This window comes from Methylomonas sp. 11b (genome assembly GCF_000515215.1).
Lineage (GTDB): Bacteria > Pseudomonadota > Gammaproteobacteria > Methylococcales > Methylomonadaceae > Methylomonas.
This window is the reverse complement of the sequence record NZ_KI911557.1, coordinates 2,595,090-2,620,925: the sequence shown is the minus strand read 5'-3', so window position 1 is coordinate 2,620,925 and position 25,836 is coordinate 2,595,090. Positions and strand designations below refer to the sequence as shown.

Annotated in this window: 23 protein-coding genes; 16 read left to right on the top strand and 7 right to left on the bottom strand. The window is 52.6% G+C overall.

Features of this window, described 5'->3' with window-relative positions; all coding sequences use genetic code 11:
• Positions 1-25: 25 nt before the first annotated feature.
• The 4 genes from METH11B_RS0112565 to dcd all read right to left on the bottom strand — a co-directional run bounded on the left by METH11B_RS0112565 (position 26) and on the right by dcd (position 7,383).
• A complete protein-coding gene (locus METH11B_RS0112565) occupies positions 26-2,449 on the bottom strand; it encodes a sensor domain-containing protein (protein ID WP_026602314.1) in 2,424 nt (807 codons plus the stop codon).
• Between the two features lie 117 nt (positions 2,450-2,566).
• Positions 2,567-3,550: a glucokinase gene (gene glk, locus METH11B_RS0112560; protein ID WP_026602313.1), complete on the bottom strand. Its 984-nt coding sequence runs from the start codon at positions 3,548-3,550 to the stop codon at positions 2,567-2,569.
• A gap of 8 nt (positions 3,551-3,558) precedes the next feature.
• Positions 3,559-6,816, bottom strand: coding sequence for a glycoside hydrolase family 15 protein (locus tag METH11B_RS0112555; protein ID WP_026602312.1), 3,258 nt, complete (start codon positions 6,814-6,816; stop codon positions 3,559-3,561).
• Positions 6,817-7,383, bottom strand: a complete 567-nt coding sequence (dcd, locus tag METH11B_RS0112550; RefSeq protein WP_036275936.1) for a dCTP deaminase — start codon at positions 7,381-7,383, stop codon at positions 6,817-6,819.
• Positions 7,384-7,679: 296 nt separating this feature from the next.
• Between dcd and METH11B_RS0112545 the strand changes: the two genes are divergently transcribed.
• From METH11B_RS0112545 to METH11B_RS0112520, 6 genes are all read left to right on the top strand, one after another.
• On the top strand, positions 7,680-8,276 hold the full coding sequence (locus METH11B_RS0112545) for a TetR/AcrR family transcriptional regulator (RefSeq protein WP_026602310.1): 597 nt from the start codon (positions 7,680-7,682) through the stop codon (positions 8,274-8,276).
• A 55-nt stretch (positions 8,277-8,331) separates the two neighbouring features.
• Entirely contained in the window at positions 8,332-8,841 is a 510-nt protein-coding gene (locus tag METH11B_RS27845) for a hypothetical protein (RefSeq protein ID WP_155931120.1), read from the top strand.
• A gap of 81 nt (positions 8,842-8,922) precedes the next feature.
• Complete coding sequence (locus METH11B_RS0112535) at positions 8,923-9,153, top strand: addiction module protein (protein ID WP_026602308.1); 231 nt, start codon at positions 8,923-8,925, stop codon at positions 9,151-9,153.
• Complete coding sequence (locus METH11B_RS0112530; protein ID WP_026602307.1) at positions 9,153-9,449, top strand: type II toxin-antitoxin system RelE/ParE family toxin; 297 nt, start codon at positions 9,153-9,155, stop codon at positions 9,447-9,449. Before METH11B_RS0112535 ends, METH11B_RS0112530 begins: the two co-directional genes overlap by 1 nt.
• Before the next feature lie 197 nt (positions 9,450-9,646).
• On the top strand, positions 9,647-9,919 hold the full coding sequence (locus METH11B_RS0112525) for a DUF4242 domain-containing protein (protein WP_026602306.1): 273 nt from the start codon (positions 9,647-9,649) through the stop codon (positions 9,917-9,919).
• A 123-nt stretch (positions 9,920-10,042) separates the two neighbouring features.
• Positions 10,043-11,356 (top strand): selenium-binding protein SBP56-related protein, encoded by a 1,314-nt coding sequence (locus METH11B_RS0112520; RefSeq protein ID WP_026602305.1) that lies wholly within the window; start codon positions 10,043-10,045, stop codon positions 11,354-11,356.
• A 42-nt stretch (positions 11,357-11,398) separates the two neighbouring features.
• Here the strand turns inward: METH11B_RS0112520 and METH11B_RS0112515 are convergent, their stop codons facing one another.
• Positions 11,399-11,743, bottom strand: coding sequence for an HVO_A0114 family putative DNA-binding protein (locus METH11B_RS0112515; RefSeq protein ID WP_026602304.1), 345 nt, complete (start codon positions 11,741-11,743; stop codon positions 11,399-11,401).
• Complete coding sequence (locus METH11B_RS26745) at positions 11,736-11,996, bottom strand: toxin-antitoxin system TumE family protein (RefSeq protein ID WP_269319499.1); 261 nt, start codon at positions 11,994-11,996, stop codon at positions 11,736-11,738. The genes METH11B_RS0112515 and METH11B_RS26745 overlap by 8 nt, the downstream gene beginning before the upstream one ends.
• Before the next feature lie 477 nt (positions 11,997-12,473).
• On the opposite strand from METH11B_RS26745, the gene METH11B_RS0112505 reads away from it, so the two are divergent.
• The 4 genes from METH11B_RS0112505 (at position 12,474) to phoR (ending at position 17,572) form a co-directional block, all read left to right on the top strand.
• Complete coding sequence (locus METH11B_RS0112505; protein ID WP_026602302.1) at positions 12,474-13,166, top strand: hypothetical protein; 693 nt, start codon at positions 12,474-12,476, stop codon at positions 13,164-13,166.
• Between the two features lie 342 nt (positions 13,167-13,508).
• A complete protein-coding gene (locus tag METH11B_RS0112500) occupies positions 13,509-15,509 on the top strand; it encodes a cytochrome c peroxidase (protein ID WP_026602301.1) in 2,001 nt (666 codons plus the stop codon).
• Positions 15,510-15,598: 89 nt separating this feature from the next.
• On the top strand, positions 15,599-16,291 hold the full coding sequence (gene phoB, locus METH11B_RS0112495; RefSeq protein WP_026602300.1) for a phosphate regulon transcriptional regulator PhoB: 693 nt from the start codon (positions 15,599-15,601) through the stop codon (positions 16,289-16,291).
• Between the two features lie 6 nt (positions 16,292-16,297).
• The gene (gene phoR, locus METH11B_RS0112490) at positions 16,298-17,572 is read left to right on the top strand and encodes a phosphate regulon sensor histidine kinase PhoR (RefSeq protein ID WP_026602299.1); all 1,275 of its coding nucleotides are present in this window, start codon (positions 16,298-16,300) and stop codon (positions 17,570-17,572) included.
• Between the two features lie 18 nt (positions 17,573-17,590).
• On the opposite strand, the gene METH11B_RS27840 is transcribed toward phoR, so the two are convergent.
• Positions 17,591-19,732: an MASE1 domain-containing protein gene (locus METH11B_RS27840; RefSeq protein WP_026602298.1), complete on the bottom strand. Its 2,142-nt coding sequence runs from the start codon at positions 19,730-19,732 to the stop codon at positions 17,591-17,593.
• 164 nt (positions 19,733-19,896) lie between these two features.
• Here METH11B_RS27840 and METH11B_RS0112480 point away from each other — a divergent pair, with 164 nt between their 5' ends.
• The 6 genes from METH11B_RS0112480 to dapC all read left to right on the top strand — a co-directional run bounded on the left by METH11B_RS0112480 (position 19,897) and on the right by dapC (position 25,826).
• Positions 19,897-21,303: a cytochrome ubiquinol oxidase subunit I gene (locus tag METH11B_RS0112480; RefSeq protein ID WP_026602297.1), complete on the top strand. Its 1,407-nt coding sequence runs from the start codon at positions 19,897-19,899 to the stop codon at positions 21,301-21,303.
• Complete coding sequence (gene cydB / locus METH11B_RS0112475; protein ID WP_026602296.1) at positions 21,293-22,384, top strand: cytochrome d ubiquinol oxidase subunit II; 1,092 nt, start codon at positions 21,293-21,295, stop codon at positions 22,382-22,384. Before METH11B_RS0112480 ends, cydB begins: the two co-directional genes overlap by 11 nt.
• A gap of 112 nt (positions 22,385-22,496) precedes the next feature.
• Positions 22,497-23,075 carry a DUF502 domain-containing protein gene (locus METH11B_RS0112470; RefSeq protein WP_020484616.1) on the top strand — a complete coding sequence of 193 codons (579 nt, stop codon included), beginning with the start codon at positions 22,497-22,499 and terminating at the stop codon, positions 23,073-23,075.
• Positions 23,076-23,160: 85 nt separating this feature from the next.
• The gene (locus tag METH11B_RS0112465; RefSeq protein WP_026602295.1) at positions 23,161-23,652 is read left to right on the top strand and encodes a CinA family protein; all 492 of its coding nucleotides are present in this window, start codon (positions 23,161-23,163) and stop codon (positions 23,650-23,652) included.
• A 186-nt stretch (positions 23,653-23,838) separates the two neighbouring features.
• A complete protein-coding gene (locus METH11B_RS0112460; RefSeq protein ID WP_026147142.1) occupies positions 23,839-24,624 on the top strand; it encodes a M48 family metallopeptidase in 786 nt (261 codons plus the stop codon).
• Entirely contained in the window at positions 24,624-25,826 is a 1,203-nt protein-coding gene (gene dapC, locus METH11B_RS0112455) for a succinyldiaminopimelate transaminase (protein WP_026602294.1), read from the top strand. The genes METH11B_RS0112460 and dapC overlap by 1 nt, the downstream gene beginning before the upstream one ends.
• Positions 25,827-25,836: the final 10 nt, after the last annotated feature.

Genomic DNA, 25,836 nt, shown 5'->3' with positions numbered 1-25,836 from the left:
TTGGCACCCCGCAAACATCGACTTTTTAAAGCTTACAATCGGCAAACAATTTCTCAAATTCCTGAGCCGGTAATGGCTTTGCGAACAAATAGCCTTGTCCGAAATCGCAACCTGCCGCAGTAAGCAAATCCCGTTGGCTTGACGTTTCTATGCCTTCGGCAATCACTTTTATTCCCAGTTTGTGGGCCATCACGATGATTGCCTCGCATAAGGCCATGTCGTCGGAGCCTATCGCGAGATTGCGGACGAAGCTCTGATCTATCTTCAGGTAATCGATGTCGAACTTTTTCAGATAAGACAACGAGGAATAGCCGGTGCCGAAATCATCCAGCGACACCTGAATACCTGCGTCGCGGAACGACAACAGTTGCTCGGCCACGCTGCTATTGGCATCCAGTAACAGGCCTTCGGTAATTTCGATGACGACGCTTTGCCCGGAAAGACTCAGCGCCTCCAATGTGTCCAGCCAATCGCGATGACTGTCGCGTTCATTCCGAAACTGGACCGGCGACTTATTGATACTGATCTGGAATTTTTCGTGTATCGATTGCCGCCAGCGGCTGGTTTGTTCGGCGGCTTCCTGAAAAATCCAATTGCCTATACTGCTGATCAAACCGGTTTCTTCGGCAATCGGAATAAAATCCGCTGGGTTGATCAGGCCGCGTGTCGGATGTTGCCAGCGGATCAGTGCTTCCGCTTTCCGCACAGTATTGGTAGCCAGTTCGACGATGGGTTGGTAACACAGATAAAACTGCTGCCCCGCCAAGGCCAGTCGTAGGTCGTTGCTTAGCCGTAGCCGCGCCTGCGCGGATTCCTGCATGGTCGGGATGAAGAAACAATATTGATTCCGGCCCTGGCGCTTGGCGGCATACATTGCCTGGTCCGCATGCTTTAACAGAGATTTCAGGTTGTCGGCATCGTCCGGGTAAAAAGCGATGCCGATGCTGGTGGAAATATAGGCAATTTCGTTACCCAACTGAAAGCATTCAGTCATTTTTTGCAACAGGTTGCCGGCTATGCGCTCGGCGTTGCCGGGCTCACCGACATCGCTCAGGATCACAGTAAATTCGTCGCCGCCCAGGCGGGCTACGGTATCGGTCTCCCGCACGCTGGCCAAAATGCGTTGGGCGGCGATTTGCAGCAACTCGTCGCCCATGTCGTGTCCCAGGGTGTCGTTCACTTCCTTGAATAAGTCCAGATCGATAAACAACAGGGCCAGACGCTTATGTTCCCGGTGGGCTTTTTTGATGTCCTGGCTCAGCCGGTCGTAAAACATGCGCCGATTCGGCAATTGGGTTAATGGGTCGAAATTGGCTTGTTGCCAGATCACGCCTTCGGTTTTTTTCTTTTCGGTAATATCGGAAAATAAAGCCACCCGCCGCTGCATGGTCTGCTGAGCATCGAAGATGGTATTGACGGTTAACCACTTGGCATATATCTCGCCGTTCTTACGCTTGTCCCAAATTTCGCCCTGCCAACTGCCCTTGCTTTGAATGGCTTGCCACATGGCTTCGCTGTGGCTGCTGCTGTTTAGAATGTCTATGTGCTTACCGACTACTTCATCCGATTGGTAGCCGGTAATGGTGGTAAACGCGGCGTTGATTGTGAGGATGCGATCATCTGAGTCTGCCAACAACATGGCCTCGCTGCTGTTTTGATAAATCAGCGCGGCCTGTTGTAGGGCTTCTTCGATACGCTTACGTTCGGTAATGTCCCGGGCGATAGCCAAGTTATAGCCGACGTTGGCGTATTCGAAATAATTGGCCACCACTTCCACCGGAAATAGCCTGCCATCCTTGGTTTTGTGGATGGTTTCCAACTTATTCGAGCGCTTAATTTTCAGTTCCGCCCAATGCGCGGCCCAGACTTGCCGTGGAAAGCAAGGGTCTACATCAAATACGCTCAACCGCAACAGTTCTTGATGGCTATAGCCCAAAGCCTTGCAAGATTGGTTGTTGACGTAGATGAAGCTGGCATTCTCGGTAATCAAATAAGCGCTGTCGTGCATTTGATCCATGCCAAAGCTTAATTGGGCTAAGCGCCTGCGCGAGGTTTTTTGCTCGGTGATGTCCCGAAAACTCCAAACCCGGCCGGCCGGTTGGCCGTCCAGATATTGTGGTTGGCAATAGCTTTCGATAAAGCGGCCGTCTTTAAATTCCAGTTCGCTGGCGTAGCGTTGCTTGGGGTATTTATAAATCTCTTTGATGCGGTTTAGGAAGGTGGTTCGATTTTTTAGGAGTTTCAGGGCATAAGTCAGCGATTTTTCGTCGTCGCCGATCTTTAAAGAACCTGCCGGGATGCCCCAAAGCCGCATGAATTGAGGATTGAAGGTGGCGATTTTGCCGAACAGATCGACTACCAATATAGCGTCGGTGCTGGAGTCGAGCGCGGCTTGAAGGATTGATAGCGATTTTTGCAAACTGGCTTGTTTCTGCTTGGATTGGACCATGACTCGGCTACACGTGCTAGCACGTAACTCTAGCAAAGGCTTATTTAAAAGGTTGTTTTATAAGCCTAGCCGATTCCGACAGTGCCGTACCTTTTTATATGGATCAATACCAAATGCTTATTGACCGGCAAAGTAATGCATCGCCCCCAGCAAGGGGGTGCGCGGATTCAAAGCCAACTTAACCGACAATTTGGCGAGCATGGGTTGAAACCGGCCCTTGGCGACAAAAGCCTGGATAAATTCCCCGGATTCCAAAGCCGATCTGATTTTCGGGCCGATACCGCCGCCGATGAATACGCCGCCGGTAGCGAAGGCTTTTAAGGCCAAGTTACCTGCTTCGGCGCCGTAAAGTTCCGCAAACAAGCGCACGGTTTCACGGCACAAGGGGTCTTCTCCGTCCACGCCCAGGCGGGAAATCAACGCATTACGATCCACACCGCGCGCTTCGGCTGCCGGAGGCACTGCCGGGCAGGGCGGGGCAAAGCGGATGTGCGCCAGAAAATCGTAGATATTGCTGAAGCCGATACCGGACAACACCCGTTCGCAGCTGACATGAGCAGGATAACGGTCGCGCAGATAAGTCAAAAGTTGGTCTTGTTGCGGGTTTTGCGGCGCAAAATCGCAATGACCGCCTTCGGTGGCGATGGGGTGATACTGGTTGCCGTCCCAATGCAGCATCGCTTCGCCGAGACCGGTGCCGGCGGCGATTACGGCGATGTTGCCGGTTTGCGGTTCGGCATTGGGGTTGAGTTCGATGAAGTCCTGGTCTTGCAGATGCAGCATGCCAATCGCCATCGCTTCCAGATCGTTCAACAATTTCACGCGTTCGGTGCTCAAGCGGAGTTTGAGCTGTTCGCCGTCCACCAGCCAGGGCAAATTCGTCGTCTGGCAGCGTTGATTGACCACCGGGCCGGCGATGCCGAAACAGGCTGACGACACTATTGGCTTGTCGCTCAGAAACAGATCCAGAATTTCCTCAAACGTTTGAAACTCGCCGCTGGCAAAGGTTTGTTCTTGTAAACAGCTCAGCGTGCCGTCGGCTTGTCTGTCGAGTAAGGCCAGAACCGTTTTGGTTCCGCCAATGTCGCCGGCTAGAATCATATGCGTCCTCATGAGGTTGGGGTGGCGTTGTTGAGCAAGTGGATCAAGGCATCGAGTATCGCGTTGGCCAGTGCATGCGGCGGCAGCTGGTAAAACGCTTGCCAAGCCAGCGATACGCATTCTTCGTAATGATCGCGGTATTGCGGATGCTGCTGTAGCCAGCTGATTCTGACCGCATGGCCGATCAAAATATCCGTGACCAAGGTGTCGTCAATGTATAGATCCGGATAATCGCGGACGATGGATGCCAGTGCGCGTAAGGCTTCGACGCTCAATTGCCGGTAAACCGGCGCCTGAATTTTATTCAGAATATGGTTGATATGCAGCCTGAAGCTTTGTTCGCCGGCGGTCATTTGCGCCAGCATGATCTCGCTGTCGATCCGGCGTTTGCTATTGTATTTTTCACCAACCATCAGGCCTTTGCAATGATGCAGCAAGTCCCAGACCCCGGCGAAGAAGGCTTCGTTCTCACGGCCGACGCTGCCTTGCTGTTCGCGCCAGGCATACCAATCGTCGGCATCGCCGCGGTCTTTTGGGTTCATCGATTCAGGGAAACGCGCTGCGGTTAAATCGCGATGCGGACCTTCGCAGTGCAGGGTTTCGACTTGGCCGAGCTGGTTTTCACTGTTGTTGTAATCTTCCAGGGTCTCTTGCAATAAGTCCGCGACTTGATGCGGCGGCAGGGACAAAATATCGCTAAACGCCTGATCCAGCGAGCTGCTGCTCAGACGCTTTTGTCGGGCGATAATCAATTGCAGAATGTGGCCGACCCGGATCGTGTGCATGTCGGCGAACAGTTCCGGCTTTAACTTGATCAGCATGCCCAGGTAGATAATCAATTCCTGCACGATGATCTGCTGGCTACTGTCGTTGGGGTTAAAGGTGCGGATGGTGTCCAGGATTTGCCAGGAATCGGTCGGACGACGCAAGGTGGCTTTGCCGCTGTAGGCGCGGCCCACGGTCAAGCCATGCTGGCGCACCAGTATCTCGGTGGCGGCCTGTTCCAGGTTGATGTCATATTTGCCCAGTAAGCTGGCGCAGCGACGTACCACATTCCAGGCGTGGCGGTCGCCGGCTCGGACATAGACTTCTTCCAACAAGTCGCGCACCCGTCCCGGCTGGTTATCATCGTTGCGTAAGCCGGTGTCGTAATCAAGCCCGTGACGTTGGCAGAGTAAGGTGAGGGCTTCCAGCTGGGCATAGAGGTTGGGGTTATTGCGCAACTGTTCCACTAGTTGGTTGTCGTCACCGATTTCCCACTCGGTCAATACGAAGCTATCCAGCGCTTGCGAGGCTTGGTTGTTGTGGGCCAGCAAATTGGCGAAGGGGCGTTCGACTTCTTCCCAACTGGCTTCCGAGAAACTAAAACCGTGCAGGTTGCCGATTTTTTCGTGGCTGGCGGTTTGGACAAAATCGGTTAATAGCCCGAGCTTAACCGGCGTGCCTTGCACATTGCCCTGGCTGAGTTGTTCGATAAAGCCCAGCAACACTTGCCGGTCTTCATTGCCGAGCATGTTGTGCTTGATATTGATGACCAATAGAGGCTGAGCGGGGTTGTCCCAGTGGCGGATGATGTAGGCCAGTTCGGTACGCAACCGTTGAATCAGCAACTGGTTGTCCATCGCAATGTAGAATCCTTTTTGGTTCATAAATTGCGGTAAAAACAATAAAGGTTCGCCTGCAAGCACGTAAAGCTTGGAGGTGGCTAGCGTGCGTAGTTGCCTTAAGGGCCGACCAGTGAGTCCAATACGGTCGTTGCGGCCCACTTGGGTGTAAGCAGCGGCTAATTCGCTGGCGTCTCGCACTTGGATCGGCGCGATTTCAGTTAAAGTTTGCGACGGAATACCGCGCTCGCGCAATTCGGCCTGGACTTGTTCATCTTCCGCCAGCAAGGCGATCTGCAAAGTAGAGTTGGGGTATAAGCGGGTGGATTTGTAGCGCCCCAGCGGGTCGATGTCGTCCACGCCGATCAAGCCGTCTTGCAATAATCCGCCCAGGATATACAGACTCTGCGCCCAGACCAGCGGCACGTTTTCGTTGGGGACGCGAGTTTGGCTATGCGGATGGCGCTTTTCGGCGCTGATGGCGCTTTCCGGCACGATGTAAAGTTCCGGCAGCAACCATTGGCCGTTTTGTTCCACCAGCAGGTCTTCCAGGCGGCGGCGATAATCGCCAACCCCTTCAGTATCGCCGGCAAACAGCTTATTCAGTAATAAGTAGCAGAAAAACAGCGGCCATTCGCATTCGATGTCCATGAACTGTTTTAATTCATGCGGTTCGTAATGCAGACGCTGATGGTCTTCGATCACGGTTTGATGACCGTCCAGCAGGAAACGTTTGCAACCGTAGCGGCCTTGCAGTTTGTCGACAATCAAAGCCTCGGTGCGTTCGCGTAGCGCTTTATTGTCTACCGCGAAGGCCGGAAAGCCGGTAACGCTGAGCACCGCCGAATCGACTTCCTTGGAGATGGATTCGCGCGGCAGCAGAGCTTCCAAGGTGATGCGGGTGCGGGCGATGTCGTCGCTGATCACGTGGATGATCGCAGTTTGCCCGCCGTCCTTGCCGAACAAATTGCAGCCTGACATGGCTTCCAGCGCGGCCTTGGCCATGCCTATCGAGCTGGCATTCAATTCCGCCAGACCGTGATTCATTTTATTGCCGCGTTCCCAGATGCCATAGTCTGGCGTGCGATAAGCCCGGCTGACGTAATGCACCAGGTTTTGCACGAAATTGACTTCGTCGATGCTGAACACAATCCGCAAGCCCGAGGCGGTCATTTGCGCCAGCATCAGCAGGAACAAGGAGGTCGCGTCCAGTTGCAAATGGCCCCATTCGCTGTCGCCCACCACCACTTCGCCGCTAGTGGTTTTGTATTTGGCGTGCAGCGAGTCCAGTGGGTCCTGGCTGTGTTTGAATTTTTCCACCTTTGCCGCTTGCCGCATCATCGCCGTCAACAGACCGCGCATCAGTTTGACGACGCTTTGTTCCAGTAAATAGGTGCGTTCCTGCTGGCCCTCCACTTTGCGGTAAGCCAGTCCCAGGCCCCAGGCCGCCAAAATGCTGTAGACATTGTCCCGCACCCAGGCGTCGGTGTAATTGCCGTGTGTGGTGACGGCGGTACTGGCCGGTAGCAGGCCACTTATCCAATCCTGGCGTTTCAGGATAATATCTTGAACTTGCTGATAATACTGGTCGAGCGTCTCGGTTTGACTGGTCGGCATCATGTATTTAATGGATTGTGAGGTGGCGTTTAAAGAATTGGGCACTCAAGCCTTGGGCAAGGTAACTCCGGTTTGGCCTTGATACTTGCCGCCGCGATCTCTATAAGAGGTTTCGCAGACTTCGTCGCCGCCGAAAAACAGCATCTGGGCGACGCCTTCGTTGGCGTAGATTTTGGCTGGTAGCGGGGTGGTGTTGGAAAACTCCAACGTCACATGGCCTTCCCACTCCGGTTCCAGCGGGGTGACGTTGACGATAATGCCGCAGCGGGCATAGGTCGATTTACCCAGACAGATGACGAGCACATCGCGCGGAATCCGGAAAAACTCCACGGTGCGTGCCAAGGCAAACGAGTTGGGCGGAATAATGCAGACATCGGATTTCACATCGACGAAGCTGCCTTCGTCAAAATCTTTCGGATCGACGATGGTGGAATTGATGTTGGTGAAGATTTTAAATTCGTTGGAGCAACGTACGTCGTAGCCGTAACTGGAGGTGCCGTAAGAAATGATGCGGCCTTGCGCGGATTCACGGACTTGCCCGGCCTGAAACGGCTCAATCATGCCGTGTTGCTCGGCCATGCGGCGAATCCATTGGTCTGATTTTATGCTCATGTTGCTGGTTGGGTAGGGAAAAATAACAGAGCGTTCAAAATAGCATATTAGGGCGGAAAAATCGCTAGTTGCCTTGCTGAAAGGGGCTAATTTGTTGAGGTCTGGCGCTTGCTTGTTTTCGGTTACAGTGCGACAAACAATCTCGGGTAGGTCACGGTGTCGCGAATGCGGTTACGTAACAAGCTTAAAGTGTCAGGGAACGCTGCCGCACACCCTGACCTAGGCCAACCAGCTTGTTCTTATAAATTAGAAAAACTTATTTACAAAATAAGACGACCGGTCGCATAATAAGGCCCATGACGAAGTTAGCACCCAAACAGCTGAAAAAAGACAAGCTCCTGGAGCAGGGCGTCAGCTTGCTGCTGGAAAAAGGCTATCACGCCACCGGCTTGAAAGAGATCCTGGATACCGTGCAAATTCCCAAGGGCTCGTTTTACGCCTATTTCGAAAGCAAGGAACGCTTCGCGGCGGAAGCAATTCATCACTACATCGAGCCGTTTATTGTGCGTTTATCCGGCCATTTGCAAGACCCGGAAACGGACGGCTTGGCGGCGTTGAAGGCTTACTATTTGGGGTTGATAGCCGAGGTGGCGCAAACCGGTTTCAAGGGCGGTTGCCTGTTGGGAAACTTGATGGGCGAGATTGGCGATACTAGTCCCTTATGTCGCGATGCTTTATTGGATGCGGTTGGTCGCTACAGTGCCTTGCAGCAAGCGGCGTTGGAGCGCGGACAAAGACAAGGTTCAGTAAGGCTGGATCGCTCAGCGAAAAGCATGGCGGATTTGATGTTGAACGGCTGGCAGGGCGCGCTGTTAAGGATGAAAGTTGAGCAATCGGTAGAGCCGTTGCAGGCGGTTTGTCGGGATTTGTTGGATGATTATTTTAGGGTGTGAATAGATACAGTTTTCTGAAAACTGTCATGAACCATATTGCTTTTGGATGAGTTATTTGAAAATCCTATTTATCCTGATTCCACTGTGTTTTTGTTTAGGAGGATGTTCCGAGCAATCAGAGACAACCTCCTCAAAGAAGTCAGAACGGCCTGTTGTTGAACTTGTTGAAAAGCCAGAAGCGTTGGCAGCTGTTGTTTCAGAGAACCCAGTAGAGCCTCCCAAAAAGTCGGAAGCGATTCCTACAGAGCTCGCGGTCGACAATGCGGTAGCATTGATTTCCGAACTTCCCGAAATCAAAGCGTGGTCGGACTATATCGAACAAAAATCGCAAGGTAAGGTGCATGCGGCATTATTAACCCCAACTAAAGAGCCACAAGACATAGATGGAAAGCAATATTGGCCGGTTGATTTCTTTGAGAGTCAAGACACTCATATGCATCGTTGGGAGTCGTTTTGGGTGCGCATTGATGGAAAGGAAATATTGGTAGATGATTTGGCCGACGGTCTGATTAGCTTGCAGAACTGGCGAGATCAAAAGAAGCCGTTGGAACGAATACAATCTTAAAGAACCTTAGACATGCTAGACGCCGGAATCGCAACTTTTAAAGAGGTAACAACTGTGGACATTCCACCTGAGCAACGAATTATGAACAACGATCCTAAACGCATCATCGACGATGCGATGCAATTAGAACCCGCTATCCGCGCCTTCATTGCTGAAACGCTGTTGGAATCACTGGATTTTGAGGAAGACTTTCCAGTATCAGCCTCATGGCAGGCAGAAATTCAGCGTCGTTGTGCCGCCATTAATAACGGAACGGCTCGACTCGTCGATCACGAATCAGCGATGGCTCAATTGCGCGCAAGCCTTGCCTAATGCGGGTTATTTGGAATGATGAGGCATTGACCGAAGCGAATGCAGCTACCTTGTATTATCGGGAAAAACAAGCGGAGTTGGGGCAGCGTTTTGTCGATGCTATCGAGGACGCGGCAGCAAAAATCGCTCACCGACCATTGCTGTATCGCAAATTAGCGGGCGATGTTCGCAAATGCAAACTACCTCACTTCCCTTTCGGCATTGTTTACAGCGTTCGAGAGGATGCGATATACATCCTCGCCGTGATGCATATGCGACAAGAACCGGGTTATTGGAAGAATAGGATTAAATCGTAACTCTGACGCGAGAATTGCGTAGGCTGGGGTGAATGAAATGAAACCCAGCATTGACAAATGCTCAGCTGGGTTTCACTGCGTGGTCTTCGGCTCGCTTTCGCTCTACCCAGCCTACGAATCGAAATAACCGCTGCCCACCCGGCAGCATTTTTTAACGCCGGTAAATTAGACGACCGGTCATTTATTAGGAGGCCATCATGCCCAAATACATTATCGAACGCGAGATTCCCGGTGCCGGGCAGTTGACGCAAGCCGAACTGCAAGGCATTTCCCAAAAATCCTGTGGCGTACTGCGCGACATGGGGCCGCGCATCCAATGGCTGCAAAGCTATGTCACCGGCGACAAGGTGTATTGCATCTATATCGCCGACAACGAACAAGCGATTCGTGAACACGCCGAGCAAGGTGGTTTTCCGGCCAATCGCATCGAACAAATTACCACCATCATTGACCCGAGCACGGGCGATTGATATACCAAACCTCTGTAGGATGTGCTGAACGCAGTGAAGCGCATCGATCGCGAATGATGCGCCTCCTCACGTCGGCACATCCTATGGGCGAAACCACAATAAAAACACTCGGGGGAGAAACTCATGACATTTAAACTAAGCACCTTTACCGCCGCGCTAATGCTCGGCACCGCCAGCATGTCCGCCAACGCCGACGAAACCTGCGCCTCGCCGTACATGGCGAAAATCACCGGCCAGGAAGATTTTGTGTACATCTGGACCTTGGGCGCGGAAGGCGTTGGCGACGAGCAGGACAAACTGGTCACCGTTGACGTCAATCCCAAATCCAAACAATACGGCAAGGTGATCGGCAGCTTGTCGGTGGGTGGTCGTAACGAAGCTCACCATTCCGACTTTACCGACGACCGTAAATTTCTGTGGGCCGGTGGTCTCGATACCAACAAGATTTTCATCTTCGACGTGGCCACCGATCCAGCCAAACCCAAGCTCAGCAAAACTATCACCGATTTCGTCGCCAAGAGCGGCGGCGTGGTTGGCCCGCACAGCTTGTACGCCTTGCCGGGCCGGATGATCATCACCGGCTTGTCCAATAACAAAGATCACGGCGGCCGCACCGCGATTGTGGAATACAGCAACGCCGGCGATTACATCGCCACTTACTGGCTGCCGACCGACAGCAATCTGGAAGGGGCGATCAAATCCGGCAAATACGCCGACGGCTATAACTACGACGTGCGGGTACTGCCGCGTAAAAATTTGATGCTGACTTCCTCGTTCACCGGTTGGTCGAACTATATGATGGACTTCGGCAAGATGTTGGCCGATCCGGAAGCGATGAAACGCTTCGGCAACACCGTGGTGCAATGGGATTTACACAGTCGCCAGCCGAAGAAAGTCTTCGACGTACCCGGCGCGCCCCTGGAAATCCGCTGCGCCTGGGCGGAAGATCATAACTACTGCTTCACTAGCACCGCGTTGACTTCCAAAATCTGGCTGATTCATCAAGACGACAAAGGTGAATGGCAAGCCAAGGATGTCGCGGACATCGGCGAACCGGCCAAAATCCCGCTGCCGGTGGACATTTCCATCTCCAGCGACGACAAAACCTTGTGGGTCAACACCTTCATGGACGGCAAGACCCGTCGCTTTGACATCAGCGACCCGTTCCACCCCAAACAAGTGTTCGAGCAAAAAATCGGCGCGCAAGTGAATATGGTGTCCTCCAGCTGGGACGGGAAACGCTTGTATTACACCTCGTCGCTGCTGGCGAACTGGGATAAGAAAGGCGCGGACAACGAGCAATTTTTCAAAGCCTATAGTTGGGATGGTAGCAAGTTGACCGAGCAGTTCTCGATTGATTTCACCAAAGAGAAGCTGGGTAGGGCGCATCAAATGCGGTTTGGGGCGTATGCTTTATATGGCAAAGCGCCGAAATAGACGCTTTGGTTTTTGGGAGACGCAAGATTTTGCGTCTCTAAATTAAGCTGCCCGCAACATGAAATCTACATGTACAGCATCGTATGGAAAAATCACTTTGCCGCCATCTGTTTTATCCAGTAGGCCGCAATTCAGCAGGGCGGTCACATCACCATGCACCGCCTTGACATCGCGACCCAAGCGGCGTGCCACTTCACGGACCGTTAATTCGCCGGCGCCGGTCATGGTTTTCAACAGCTGCCAGCGTTTTACGGTTAGGGTTTTCCAGAGCTGCTCTTCGGATGAGAAACCGATAAACGCGCCTTGTGGCCGTCCGCTTTCCCAGGAAGCCAGAAATTGTTCGGTTGCCGTCTCGCGGCTGGTGATACCAATCGTTACTTCATTCATGTTGCGCACTCCACAGATCTACATCGGGCCAAAAATCGGCCAATAGGCGGCGAGGTGACTCAAACTGGTATAAGGTTTCAGTATCAGCACCCGTGTGTTTATGATCGCCTTTGCCCGCTTCATTGTTGTAACGCAACACACAGTCGCCGTTGACGACAAACGCCAGCCGGTATTTGAAAGCATGAGTACTTCCCGGAACAGGCGTTGGTAGTTGCCACAATACCAACTCGGCGAAACGATTGTCGTCGAGTATTACGCGCTGTTTGAGCAGTAATTCCGCTTTCCTGTTGGAGATAATAACAACAGGGCGGGCGGAGTGCCAACTTGGGGGTTATCGATATAGTGTCGCTGGTGCGACGGCTGGTTTAGTTGTCGGTTCTCGCACCGACAGGCGAGGTACTTTCTTTTGCTCCGCCAAAAGAAAGTACCCAAAGAAAAGGCGGCCCGGACGCCGCTTGTTTCCTGCGCTCCGAAGCTTTTATCGAGGGTCGGCAGAAGGGGTTTCCCAGCCCCTCCGCCGACGTGCGGCATCCCTGCCGCACCCCTTCGGGCTATTCTCGATAAAAGCTCCGGTGCTCGGCGCGGCATACGGGAAAACTCCTTCCCAAGTATTTACAGTGTGCATTAATGAATGACGTGCCTCACTTTGTTTCAACATTTCCAGGATGCTTGAACTTGTTGCTTGGACATTGACTATGATTAAAAAAAATAAAGTAATCTGAGAAAGCCTATGGAACGACTATTTCGCGTGCTTGAAAAAATTAACAGCATCTTGTTACTGCTTGTCTTTGTTGGGGTAGGCATTCTCGTCGGTGGGGTGTCGTTATTTAATAACGACCTGCAGCAAAATCGAGGAACTATAAAAGTTCCATCTGGGGAATCAGCCTCCAGAGACAAAATACTTCTTCGCCTTGATCGGGTTCAAAACATTATCGGTGCAAATGCCCAAATGGTGTCGTTGACTGCTGAGAGAGAATCAGGAGGTTTTTCCTCAGGTGGCTACAACAGTTCTGAAACAAGGAATATCCTTTTTTTGATGGGATCGGACAAAACGGCACGATGGTTGTTTCCTAAGCAAAGCAATGTAGTGCTGACTACTGAGCAATTACGAGAGGAATTTAAGGATGCACGAGATAATCCCACTAGAGCATTATATTTCGAGTATGTAACTCTGGACACAAATGCAGACGGAAAGCTTTCGTCTAAAGACTTATCCAGCATCGGTATTTCTAATCCTCAAGGTTTAGCTTTTATTGAAATGTTAACCGGAGTATCTCGGGTGCTTTCACATCAGCTGCTTGATAGCCAGCGTCTTTCAATCGTCTATCAGTCTGGAAACGTAGTAAGGCACGCAATCATTTCTATCGTAACCATGAAAATAGACAAAGACCAGGAGCTGATTCGTTTACCGGATGAGCTTTAAGCAAGTAGCGTCGATGAAGCACATCGTTCGCGATAGTAAATTTCGATATTCCGGGATGGTTTTCTTACCGTATGCCGCGCCCGAGCACCGGAGCTTTTGAACGGATCAGCCCGCAGGGGTGCGGCATGGATGCCGCACGTTGCCGAAGGGGCAGGAAGCCCCTTTCGGCAACCCCGTTCAAAAGCTTCGGAGCGCAGGGAACAAGCGGCATCCGGGTGGCTTTTTCTTTGGATACTTTCTTTTGGCCAAGCAAAAGAAAGTATCGCGGTTGTCGGTCCGCGAACCGACATTAACACAAGCTGTCGCGACAGCGACACCAAATCCCAAAAGTAAACAGCATCCATGAAAATTCTCTATCGCCCCAGTCTACTTTATCTGAAAGCCGACGCCGGAGCGTCCGCCGCAGCATTCCCGCGCTGGAGCATGGGAACGATAGGATTCGGTATTCTCTGTTTACTGACAAACACAGCCGTTCTTGCCGAAGAGCAAAATCAAAAGCCCTTAGCCCCCGGCTACACCGCCCTACCTTTCGAACCGGCAAAACCCGGCACCTACACCCTGCCAGTCATCAATCCAGCCGCCAACGGCAAAGTATTAACCACCAACAACCAGCCCAAAAAACTCCACGACTTGATGGGCGACAAAATCGTCATACTCAGCTTCATCTACGCCGCCTGCAGCGATGTCAACGGCTGTCCGCTGGCCACGCAGGTGTTGCACAAAATCAGCCGGCAATTGCAAAAACAGCCGGAATTGGCCGACAAACTCAGATTACTAACGCTCAGCTTCAACCCCACGCAAGACACGCCGGAAATTATGCGCCATTACGGCGAGGGCTTTAAAACCGGAGATTTTGATTGGCAGTTTCTGACTACGCGCGACGAGGCCGCTTTGCAGCCGATTCTGGATGGTTATCAGCAAAACGTGCAAAAAGTCTACGACGACAAAGGCAAATTCACCGGCACGTTTTCGCATTTGCTGCGGGTGTATTTGATCGATAAAGACAAGAACGTTCGCAATATTTATAGCGTGGATTTTCTGCATGCCGACACCCTGATCAACGATGTCAAAACCTTGCTGGCCGATGCCAAACCGCAAGCCGCGCCGCTACCGGCACAGGCTGAAATGTTGTTTCAGCCCGGCGACAATAAGCAAAACTACCAACAAGCCGATTACCAAACTCGCTCCTTAGCGCTGGCCCAGCGTCTGGGGCAGCCGGCTAACTTGCTGGCGTTTGCGGAACAGCCGCCGCTGGGTTTACCGAAATTGCCCGTGCCCAAAGACAATCCGCTCACGCCTGCCAAGATCTCGCTGGGCCGCAAGCTGTTTTTCGACCGGCGCCTGTCGCTGAACAACACGTTTTCCTGCGCGATCTGCCATATCCCGGAGCAGGGGTTTAGCAACAACGAAATGACCACTGCGGTGGGGATTGAGGGGCGTAGCGTTCGGCGTAACAGTCCGACCTTGTATAACGTCGGTTATGCGCAATTACTATTTCACGATGGCCGTGAGAATAGCCTGGAACAACAAGCCTGGGGGCCGCTGCTGGCGCATAATGAAATGGCGAACCCGTCGATTGGTTATCTGGTGGATAAGCTAAAAGCGAGTGCCGACTATCGCGGGCTGTTCGAAAAAGCCTTCAACAAAGGGCCGACTATGGAAACCATCGGTCAGGCCCTGGCCAGCTATCAGCGCACTTTGAATGCGGCCGATTCGCCGTTCGACCGTTGGTATTTCGGCAAACAAAAAGCGGCGCTCAGCGAGGCGGGGCAGCGCGGATTTGCCTTATTCACCGGCAAAGCCGGTTGCAGTGCTTGCCATAGCATCGGTGAAAAATCCGCCTTATTTACCGATCAAAAACGCCATAACACTGGTATCGGCTATACCGAGTCCATGCAAAAAGTTTCGGAAAAGCAAAGAGTGCAAGTCGCGCCTGGCGTGTTTGTGGATGTAAACAGCGACAACTTGAAAGGTTTGAATACGGAGAAACCGGGCGATCTGGGCTATTACGAGATCAGTCAAAATCCCGCCGACCGCTGGGCTTACAAAACCCCGTCGCTGCGTAATGTCGCGCTCAGTGCGCCCTACATGCATAACGGTTCCTTGCCGACTTTGGCTGAGGTGGTGAAGTTTTACAATCAAGGCGGCGTGGCCAACGAAAATTTATCGCCCTTGCTCAAACCGCTGGGCTTGTCCGAGCAGGAAAGCGCCGACCTGGTAGAGTTTTTAAAAGCGCTGACCGGTGCCAATGTCGGCACCTTGATTTCCGATGCTTTTGCTGCGCCGGTCGGCGATAGCGGAACGGCGGCGCAGCCGATACCGGACGGCGGTAAAGGTCGATAGCCGCCGGGTTGACCGGTTTTTTGTCACAAAATGGTAATATGACGCTGATAACTTAGCAGGATCATTGGACCTTTAGACTAAACATGCTTATGTCGAACTTGAAAATCCTGGTCGTGGAAGACGAAGACGCTATCCGGGAGATGCTGGTCATGGTGCTGGAGCAGGCCAATTTATCTGTGATCGCTGTTGGCAGTGCCGAGCAGGCAAGGGAGAGTCTGGCCGATAACATGGTGGATTTAATTATCTTGGACTGGATGCTGCCGGGAATCAGCGGCGTGGAATTGGCCAGACGCCTGAAAAACGAACCGGGTTACAAAGAATTGCCTATCATTTTGCTCACCGCGCGCGGCGAAGAAGAGGACAAGATTCGCGGTTTGGAAATTGGCGCGGACGATTATGTGACCAAGCCTTTTTCGCCGAAAGAACTCATCGCCCGGATCAAGGCCGTGATGCGCCGGAGCGGTAAGTTGTCGGAATCCGGTCAGCTCAGCGTTGGCGACCTGACCCTGGATGCCGAGCAGCATAAGCTGACCATCGCCGGCCGCAGTCTGGAAGTCAGTCCTACCGAGTTTAGATTGATGCAATTTTTTATGACCAATCCCGACAAGGTCTACAGTCGCACCCACTTGCTGGATCAGGTCTGGGGGCGTAGCGTGTACATTGAGGAACGAACTGTGGATGTGCATATTCGCCGCTTGCGCAAAATTCTGGCCGAATATGGCCGCGAGGAACTGATTCAGACCGTACGCGGATTTGGTTACCGCTTTTCGATGGCAAACTGATTTTTCATGCAGCGTTGGCAGCGGGAAATAAATATTGCGATTGCGTTACTGATACCGGCTTTGGTGCTGAGTTTTTTTGTCGGGCACTTCAGCCATTTTTTGTTGGCGATTACGCTATTTCTATATATCAGGCAGACCATCAGCGTCAACAAGCTGGAACGTTGGCTCAGTCAGGGCGGGGTCGGCGAGCGGCCCGATTTTAAAGGCATCTGGGGCGACATCTACTATCACCTGTATAAAATCCGCAAAAGTCAGAAACGCCGCAAGAAAAAGCTCGGCAAGATGCTGGAGAGTTTTCGCAAATCCACCAGTGCCTTACCCGATGCGATTGTGGTGTTGGGCGCGTATGGCGAGATAGAGTGGAGCAATAAGGTCGCCCACGATTTTTTGGGGCTGAAACGATCCGATAATGGCCAACGGATTCCTAATCTGGTGCGGCATCCGCTGTTTATTCAGTATCTAAAAGATCAGGATTACCAAAACAAGATCTGCATTCCATCGCCGATCAACGAAAACATGATTTTGCAAATCGGTATTTTCCCTTACGGTGCCGGCTTACGTTTGTTGATGGCACAGGATGTCACCCATCTGAAAAATATTGAACGGATGCGTACCGACTTTGTGGCCAATGTGTCGCACGAGTTACGCACGCCGATTACCGTGTTGCGCGGTTATCTCGAGACCTTGCAAGAACTTGACGACGGTACCGGTCCTTACGCGCGCTCGTTTCAAAACATGGCGGCGCAAACCGAACGCATGCAGGCATTGATAGACGATTTGCTGCTGCTGGCGCGCCTGGAAAGCAAAACTAAAAAGTTCGAATGCGTCAATGTTCCGGAGTTGCTCGGGCAGGTTTGCCGGGAAAGCGATCTGCTGGAACGGGACGAGCGCCGGGTCGAGCTGGTTTTGGATAGCCGAGCCAATGTACGTGGCGATATGGAGGAACTGCGCAGCGCTTTCAGCAATCTGTTGGTCAATGCCATGAAATATTCGCAGCCTAGCTCACCGGTTAAAGTGAGTTGGCGGGCCAAGCCCGACGGCAGCGTTTATTTTGAAGTGGAAGACTTTGGCGACGGAATCTCTAGTGTGGATATTCCCAGGATTACCGAGCGCTTTTACCGCGCGGAAATTAAACGCAATCAAAAAATCCCCGGCACCGGTTTGGGGTTGGCCATCGTCAAACATGTCTTGGTCAGGCATGATGCCAAGCTGGACATTGAAAGCCAACTGGGCAAAGGCAGTAAATTCCGCTGTGTGTTTCCGCGGCAGCGCGTGTGTTGAGGCGTGGCTGAATCGCGGTTAAAACGTGGCCGGCGGATTGGCGAATCGGTAAGTTTGCGAGGCGGATTTTTTGGCGGCATCCATGGCCGCTTGCTTCAGCGCTTCGGTATTGTCGGCATCATAAGGGCAGATGGCGATACCGATACGGCAATTGAGTTGGGCTGTGTCGTGTTCCAGCACAAACGGTTCGGAGAGTTTTTCGATAATTATTTTAGCGATGCGCTCCACGCTGTCGATTTTTTCCAGTTCGGTGAGGATAATCGCAAATTCCGCACCATCCATTCGTGCTACTAAATCGGTTTCCCGGACATTAGCCAGCACCCGTTGCGCGGCTTCCTGCAAGATGCTGTCGCCTTGCGCATAACCGAAGCGCTCGTTAATGTCTTTGAAGTGCTCGATGTCTACCACCAGCAAGGCCAAAAACCAGCCGCCGCGCTGCGCTTTTTTAATATCTTGTTCCAGTCTGTCGTAAAACAGGCGGCGGTTACCAATACCCGTGAGCGGATCTAAATTAACCTGTTTCCACAGTTGTTCTTCTCCGAGCTTACGTTGGGTAATGTCGAAAAACAGGCCGATGCGCTTTAGCGGGATACCGTTGCCGTCGAAAATGGTGTTGATGTTGAGCTGCTCGACATAGAGTTCGCCGTTTTTACGTCTATTCCAGATTTCGCCCTGCCACTTCCCTTTGGTATTGATAGTTTGCCACATGGCTTGAAAAAAACTATCGTCATGCCGGCCAGAGCTCAGAATCCGGGCGTTCTTGCCGATTATGTCTTCGGCGGAATAACCGGTAATGCGGCTGAATGCCGGGTTAATCGATACGATAGTGGCATCCGCTTCGGTGATCATCATCGCTTCGCTGCAATTTTGGTAAAACAACATGCCCAATTGCCGATCTTCTTCAGCCAATTTGTATGCCGTGATGTCTTGCAGAATACCGGTCATACGCGGGCTATTGCCGAGTTGGTGGCAACCGGAGCCGCGAATCCAGCGGATTGCGCCGTCGATGCGGCGAATGCGGCATTCGAAATCCCAATTGCTGTGCGTGGTGCGAGCAAGCTGGAAGCCGGCATTGACCATGTCGCGATGCTCCGGTGTGACATGGCCGAGAAAAGTATGATAGGTCCAATGCGGCAGCAGATGGCTGTAGCCGAAGATTTGGTCGTGTATGTCTGTGCGTTGCACCGAATAATCTTGTAAGTCCAGGTCCCAGGCGCCGGTATCGATGGTTTCCAATGCAAAACTCAAGCGGGCTTCACTTTGTTGCAAGGCCTGGTTGATTTGTTGTTGATGGAATAAAGTCAGGGCTAGCGGTATGCCCACACTTGCGAGGATGAACAGGTAAAACCAGATGTTTAGCAGGCCGCTTTGCAGGTGTGTGGTGGCGAATGCGCCCAACTGATGCTGCAAACCCCACAGGGATTGAATGGCGGTCATTGTCACCAAAAGCAACACGCCGTGACGGCCGAATCTGACCGCTGCCCAAACCACAAACAGGAAGGCCCAATAAGTTTCGCCGTAAGCGCTCAGCAGGTTGGGAAACCAGCTTAAAAACACCGCTTGGCCGCTCAAAAAACTCGTTGCTATGAAGGCCAGCGTTTCCAACGCGCGTTTGGGGGCAAACCAGTCTTTCGGCCAGTGTCGCCAGATCAGAATCAAGGGCGTGACCAAGGCGATTCCGAATACATCGGCCATCCACCAGTGCAGCATACTGGGCAGCAGGGCTTCGGCAGGCAGATACTTGCTTAAAAACAACGTCATGGGGCCGATCAGTGCGCTGAAGCAGGCGGCAATGATGCCTGTCAACGTCAGCCAGGCAAAATCCCGAGGATGCCGCAGCGATAACGAAAAGCCTGGGTTGCCGAGCAGTAGCCAGGCGCCAAGCCAGGATTCCAGGATATTGCCGGTAGCGATGCTGGCGGAGATTAGCCAGGAGTCGCCGACCAGCATGCCGGCAAGAAACGCGCCGATGAACACGCCCGGCCAATAGCGCTTACCGCCCAACAGAAAGGTGGCCATCCCCAGGCCGGCTGGAAACCAAACCAGCGTGACATTGCCGTTGTCGGAAAAAAAAGCCAATACCAGTTTTGCCAACATGGCGTAGAGCAGGGCGATACCGACTATTTTTAGTCCAACGATAATGCGCGGAGTAAAGCCCATGAGGTTTTGGAATGTGTGCTTGTAAGTTGAAAAGTGTATATCAGTAGTCGGTATTCTCCAGTTTTTCACTCTGGATTTAATGCGAATCGATCGAGAAAATCGCAGACAAGCAAGCGGATAACTCTATAATTGCCCGCATTTTTGAGCTTGACCGAGGAGTGGGGATGATTTCCGAAACGGTTGTTGAGTTATCGCGGGCGCAGTTTGCGCTGCATGCGGTGCAATATTTTCTATGCGTACCGTTGACGTTGGGTTTGTCGCTATTGTTGGCGGGCATGGAATCCTGGTTTGTTATAAGCGGGCAGGGCGTTTACCAGCGGTTGACGCAATATTGGGGCAAGCTGTTTGTCATCGGTTTTGGCTTGAGCATGGCTTCTTCTCTGGCGATGGCTTGTCAATTCGGGACCAATTGGTCGTATTTCTCGCATTATGTCGGCGATGTGTTTGCCCTCCCTTTATTGCTGGGGTTTGCCGGTTTGTTTATAGCCGCCAATGGGCTGGGTTGGTTTTTGTTCGGTTGGCAGCGCTTGGGCAAGTGGTCGCATCTTGTGGTGACTTGGTTAATCGCTATCGGCTGCCACTTGAGTTTGTTTGGCTTTCTGCTTGCCAGCGGCTGGATGCAAAATCCGGTGGGTGCGGAATTAAATCCGCAAACGCTGCGGCTGGAGTTGCTCGATTTATCGCAGGTGCTGACCAATCCGCTGGCTTGGGCGAAAATTGTGCATAGTCTGCTGGCCAGTTATGTGGTGACCGCCGGCTTTATGTTGGCTATCAGCGCTTACTATTTACTCAAGCAGCGCCAAATCGAACTGGCGCAACGTTCTTACCGCATCGCCGCGGCTTTTGGTTTGGTGACTGTGATTGCCACCATGGCGATAGACGATGTCAGCATTTATGGCGCGGGTGCGATGCAGCATAACAAGCTGGCGGCCATTAACGGTCTGCCCAATGATGCGACTCTGGAGCAAAATCGCCAGCGCATCAGCAATGGCGTAAAAGCTTATGCTCTGCTGCAAGAATTGCGCGACGACAAAAAGGAGCCGGAATTGCTGGCGGCATTTGCCGCCGCCAAAGTCGATTTGGGCCATGCCTTATTGCTGAAGCGCTGGCGGGAGAGCGTGACCGACGCCAACCCGGCGCAGATAGAATTAGCCGTGCGCGCCAGCGTGCCGGCTACCGCGCCATTGTATTGGGGATATAGATTGATGATTGCAGCAGGTGTATTGCTGGCGCTGCTGTTTTTAGCGGCGAATGCCTCTAGCATTCTCGGTTGGCGCCATGTCTGGTTATTTAAGGCCAGTGTTTATGCCTTACCGTTGCCTTGGCTGGCGAGCGGCAGCGGCTGGTTTATCTCGGAGTTCGGCCGGCAGCCCTGGTTGGTTGCCGATATGCTGCCCACCTGGCAAGGTGTGTCCACGCTGACTGTCGCCGATCTAGCAGTCAGCCTAGCGGCTTACGGTTTGGCATATACCGGGCTGCTGGCGTTGGCTGTGATGTTAACTTTAAAATTTATCGAGCAGGGCAGTGTAGAAGTGTTGCCGTTTAACCAGGAGCCAAGTCATGTTGCTTGATTATGAAATGCTGCGCTTGGTCTGTTGGGGCGTGTTGGGCTTGTTTGTCGTGGGTTTTGTGCTGAGCAGCGGTATCGAGATCGGCGTCAGCATGTTGTTACCGTTTTTGAATGCCTCCGAAGCGCAGCGCGCCGAGCTGGTTGCCAGATTGGCGCCAACCAGCGCCGGCAATCAGGTCTGGCTATTGGCAACCATCGGTGTGTTGTTTGCCGGCTGGCCGACAGTGTATGCGGCGACGTTTGCCAGTTTTCAGCCTTTGCTGTTGTTGACGGTGTTATCGCTGTTCGTGCGGCCTTTGGGATGGTATTTCAGAGCTAGTGTGACTCGCGAAGACTGGCTAAAAAAATGGGATAAAGCCCTGTTTATCAGTGGCTTGCTGCCGGCGGCTCTGTTGGGGGTGATGGCCGGCAATCTATTGAAAGGTGTGCCGTTTCATTTGGCTAGCGATATGCACATTGCTTTTCTGGGCAGTTTTTCCGGGCTGTTCAGTCCGTTTGCCTCGCTGGTCGGTGCTACCTGCGTGGCATTATTGACGATGCATGGCGCGATTTACCTGCAAACGCATACCCAAGACGCGCTTTATCAGCGCAGTAAAGCCTTGGCGATGTCCGGCGGCCTGGCTTTTTTGGTGTTGTTTGCGCTGGCGGGCGGCTGGATTACCCATCTGGAAGGCTATCATGTCACTACCGACATCATGCCTAGTGGCGTTTCCAATCCCTTGACTAAATTCGTGAAGCGCGGCGACGGTTTGTGGCTGGACAATTACGAGCACGAACCCGCCTTATGGGCGTTGCCAGCTTTGGCTTTTGTGTGCGGGATAGCCGGGTTGGTGCTGTCGCGTCTGGATAAGGCTTATTGGGCGCAGCTGGCCAGCGCGGTGACGGTGGTGATGGTGATTTTGACCATGGGTGTGTCCCTGTTTCCGTTTTTGGCACCGTCCAATATATCGTTAAACAGTTCGCTGACTATTTGGGACGCCAGCGCCAGTCAAGTGACGTTGAGCTCGCTGCTGTGGGTGACTGGCGTGCTGCTGCCGCTTATGGCTATTGCGACGCGCGGCCTATATAAAATGTTACCTTGAGCCCATCAATGTTCATTTGGGAAGGACTACATGCATCGAGACTTCCTTAACCGGGCTAACTCTGCTAAAACCTAGTTTCCTAACAACTATAATTAATACAGGTAGGCGCATCATGAAGAAAATCCTTAATCACACCCTGATCGGCGTTCTGGCATTTATCCCGATTATGGTGATTGTGCAAATCGTCTTGTTCGTAAAAGACCGGCTTACAGATTTGTTTCAATTCGTTTACGGTTACTCCGACAATTATCTGGTGACGTTTCTGTTGTTTGCCGCCAGTTTCGCGACCATTACCTACGTGGGACATCGGGTCAGCCTGGGCCGGTTTTCCATCATTGCGATGTTCGAACACTTGATCGAGCGGATTCCGCTGCTAAGCACGATTTACCGCGTGACTAAAAAGCTGGTGAACATGATCGCCGGGCATCAGTTGCAAGAACCGCGTGAAGTGGTTTACATCGAATATCCTAAAGACGGCATTTGGGTACCTGCCTATGTCACCAACAAGACCGACGACCGTTATGTGTTGTTTGTGCCTACATCGCCCAATCCTACTTCAGGTTTCGCGGTGATTGTCCACGAATCGAAAGTGATCAAGTCGGACATGAGCATCGAGCAAGTGACTAGTTTTATCATCAGCGTCGGCGCCGATTTCGAAAAAGTCGCGGAAATCGCCAAACTACCCAAGTAAGTTTGTCTGTTTGTTGCAGCGATGACCTATCCGCTGCAACAAAATCCCTTCTCGGCTTGATGCCGTATCAGCTAACCGGACTGTCATGCACGATCCAAGCTATTTACTCGCCGAAGCACTCGGCAATCGCCTAAACATCCTAAGTCTACGTCTGGCCTTGTCCGAATCCTGTACCGGCGGCGGTATTGCCAAGGCAATTACCGATGTACCGGGCAGTTCCGGATGGTTTGATCGTGGTTTTGTTACCTACAGCAACGATGCCAAGATCGATATGCTGGGTGTCAAACCGGAGACTTTGGCGAGAGTGGGTGCGGTGAGCGAAGAGACTGCTTTGGAAATGGTGGCGGGCACTTTGACAAATAGTCTGGCCGATCTGGCTTTGGCCGTCACCGGTATTGCCGGGCCTGATGGCGGCACGCCGCTAAAGCCGGTCGGAACCGTATTTATCGCCTGGCAAAAGCGTGGCGCTAACGGTGCTTGCTTGAAGAAACAATTCAGCGGCGACCGGCAGTCGATACGGCAGCAGGCGACGTTGTTTTGCTTGCAGCAACTTTTACACATGCTGGAAAACGCGTAATCCCGGCGATTTTTATTTCTTTGGCAGCGGCTGACAAAAACAATCGAGGTGTTTCCAGGGACTGCTCTGCAAATAGCCTGGGTTCAATCCGGAGTTGGAACTGGGCTTGATTGGCCAAAAAGCTTTTAACCCCGGCCCACAAGTTACGCTAGAATGCCGCTTCTTTTCCTTGCGGATGTTGTCGCCATGTTGAAAAAACTCTTTCTTTGCACAGCTGTTTCCTTGTTGCTAAACGCTTGTGCCACCAGCCCCACCGGCCGCTCGCAGTTTATTTATATGCCGGACAATCAGGTCGATCAGATGGGTTTGCAAGCCTTCAGCAGTATGAAGAGCAAAAACCCGATCAGCGGCAATCAGCGCTACAGCCAGTTCGCCCAATGCGTGGCGTACGCTATTACCCAGCAAACCGGCGGGCAATGGGAAGTGGTGGTGTTTGAAGACGAATCCTTGAACGCCTTTGCCCTACCTGGCAACAAAATCGGCGTGCATACCGGACTGATCAATTTGGTGGATAACCAGGACCAGCTGGCGGCGGTAATCGGTCATGAAATTGGCCATGTGTTATCCAGACACAGCAACGAGCGCTTGTCGCAGGAAACGGCGGTCAGCACCGGTTTGGCCATGGTGCAAGCGGTGACGCAGCCGCAAACCGCCTTGGGTCAAACCGCATTGGGCCTGTTGGGCGTGGGCGCGCAATATGGCGTAATCCTGCCGTACAGCCGGATTCACGAAACCGAAGCCGATACCATAGGCTTGGATTTAATGGCCAAAGCCGGCTTCGACCCGCGGCAAAGCGTCAATTTATGGTTGAAAATGGACAAAGCCGCGCAGGGCGGTCAGCCTATCGAATTTATGTCCACTCATCCATCGCATGCCAGCCGCATCGATAATTTGAATCAAAATATGGGCAGAGCCGTCCAGCTACAGCAACAAGCCTGGGGTGCCGGCAGACAACCGCGTTGCAGCAAATAATGAACCCGCATTTATCCCAGTTACATCCGTACCCGTTTGAAAAGCTTGCCACGCTGAAACAAGGCGTCACGCCGCCAGTCGACAAAGCGCATATCGCTCTGTCGATCGGTGAACCCAAGCACGCCACCCCGCACTTTATTCAGGAAGCCTTACTGCAACATTTGCACGGCTTGACCCAATATCCGACCACCAAAGGTTTGCCGGAATTGCGGCAGACCATCGCCGACTGGACTTGCCGCCGCTTTGGGATTCCGGCCGGGGGTGTGGACGCCGAAACCCAGGTGTTGCCGGTCAACGGTACCCGCGAGGCCTTGTTCTCGCTGGCGCAAGCGGTAATTGATTCTGCCGACAAGCCGGTGGTGATCATGCCCAATCCGTTTTACCAGATCTACGAAGGTGCAGCTCTGCTGGCCGGTGCCGAGCCGTATTATCTGAATACGGTCGAGGCCGACGGCTACTTGCCGGACTTTGACAGCGTGCCGGAGGCGATTTGGCAACGTTGCCAGTTGATCTTTATCTGCTCGCCGGGCAACCCGACCGGCACGGTGTTGACGCCAGCCGATCATCTGAAATTATTAGCTTTGGCCGAAAAATACGATTTTGTCATCGCTTCGGACGAGTGTTACACCGAGCTCTACGACGACGAGGCCCATCCGCCGCAAGGCTTGCTGCAAAGCGCTTATCAGGCCGGCAACACCGATTTCAAACGCTGCGTAATTTTCCAAAGCCTGTCCAAACGCTCCAACGCGCCGGGATTGCGTTCCGGCTTTGTCGCCGGCGACGCCGAGGTGTTGCAGCAGTATTTCAAATACCGCACCTACCACGGCTGCCCGATGCCGGTGCCGACCCAGCACGCCAGCATCGCCGCCTGGAACGACGAAGAGCATGTCAGGCACAACCGCCAGTTGTACCGCGACAAATTCACCGCGTTTATCGAGATTTTGCAGGATGTGTGCGAGATCAGCCGGCCGCCGGCCAGCTTTTACATCTGGCTGAAGACACCGATCTCGGATACAGAATTTGCGCAAAAGCTGTTTGCCGAGCAAAACATTACGGTACTGCCCGGCAGCTACTTGTCGCGCGATAGCGGCGGCATCAATCCCGGCGCCAATCATGTGCGGATTGCCTTGGTCGCGCCTATTGAAGAGTGTGTAGAAGCTGCGCAACGGATTAAAGCATTTCTCAATGAAAACAACCCATAGGATGTGCTGA

What these genes read in the sequence shown, in the direction of transcription:
- METH11B_RS27840 (WP_026602298.1), bottom strand. Translation starts at nt 19,732, where the DNA reads ATGGGCTTTACTCCGCGCATTATCGTTGGACTAAAAATAGTCGGTATC.
- METH11B_RS0112465 (WP_026602295.1), top strand. Translation starts at nt 23,161, where the DNA reads ATGCACGATCCAAGCTATTTACTCGCCGAAGCACTCGGCAATCGCCTA.
- dcd (WP_036275936.1), bottom strand. Translation starts at nt 7,383, where the DNA reads ATGAGCATAAAATCAGACCAATGGATTCGCCGCATGGCCGAGCAACAC.
- phoB (WP_026602300.1), top strand. Translation starts at nt 15,599, where the DNA reads ATGTCGAACTTGAAAATCCTGGTCGTGGAAGACGAAGACGCTATCCGG.
- METH11B_RS0112530 (WP_026602307.1), top strand. Translation starts at nt 9,153, where the DNA reads ATGCGGGTTATTTGGAATGATGAGGCATTGACCGAAGCGAATGCAGCT.
- METH11B_RS0112515 (WP_026602304.1), bottom strand. Translation starts at nt 11,743, where the DNA reads ATGAATGAAGTAACGATTGGTATCACCAGCCGCGAGACGGCAACCGAA.
- METH11B_RS0112500 (WP_026602301.1), top strand. Translation starts at nt 13,509, where the DNA reads ATGAAAATTCTCTATCGCCCCAGTCTACTTTATCTGAAAGCCGACGCC.
- METH11B_RS0112505 (WP_026602302.1), top strand. Translation starts at nt 12,474, where the DNA reads ATGGAACGACTATTTCGCGTGCTTGAAAAAATTAACAGCATCTTGTTA.
- METH11B_RS0112525 (WP_026602306.1), top strand. Translation starts at nt 9,647, where the DNA reads ATGCCCAAATACATTATCGAACGCGAGATTCCCGGTGCCGGGCAGTTG.
- METH11B_RS0112545 (WP_026602310.1), top strand. Translation starts at nt 7,680, where the DNA reads ATGACGAAGTTAGCACCCAAACAGCTGAAAAAAGACAAGCTCCTGGAG.
- glk (WP_026602313.1), bottom strand. Translation starts at nt 3,550, where the DNA reads ATGATTCTAGCCGGCGACATTGGCGGAACCAAAACGGTTCTGGCCTTA.
- METH11B_RS0112535 (WP_026602308.1), top strand. Translation starts at nt 8,923, where the DNA reads ATGAACAACGATCCTAAACGCATCATCGACGATGCGATGCAATTAGAA.
- METH11B_RS0112565 (WP_026602314.1), bottom strand. Translation starts at nt 2,449, where the DNA reads ATGGTCCAATCCAAGCAGAAACAAGCCAGTTTGCAAAAATCGCTATCA.
- cydB (WP_026602296.1), top strand. Translation starts at nt 21,293, where the DNA reads ATGTTGCTTGATTATGAAATGCTGCGCTTGGTCTGTTGGGGCGTGTTG.
- METH11B_RS0112520 (WP_026602305.1), top strand. Translation starts at nt 10,043, where the DNA reads ATGACATTTAAACTAAGCACCTTTACCGCCGCGCTAATGCTCGGCACC.
- METH11B_RS0112480 (WP_026602297.1), top strand. Translation starts at nt 19,897, where the DNA reads ATGATTTCCGAAACGGTTGTTGAGTTATCGCGGGCGCAGTTTGCGCTG.
- phoR (WP_026602299.1), top strand. Translation starts at nt 16,298, where the DNA reads ATGCAGCGTTGGCAGCGGGAAATAAATATTGCGATTGCGTTACTGATA.
- dapC (WP_026602294.1), top strand. Translation starts at nt 24,624, where the DNA reads ATGAACCCGCATTTATCCCAGTTACATCCGTACCCGTTTGAAAAGCTT.
- METH11B_RS0112470 (WP_020484616.1), top strand. Translation starts at nt 22,497, where the DNA reads ATGAAGAAAATCCTTAATCACACCCTGATCGGCGTTCTGGCATTTATC.
- METH11B_RS0112460 (WP_026147142.1), top strand. Translation starts at nt 23,839, where the DNA reads ATGTTGAAAAAACTCTTTCTTTGCACAGCTGTTTCCTTGTTGCTAAAC.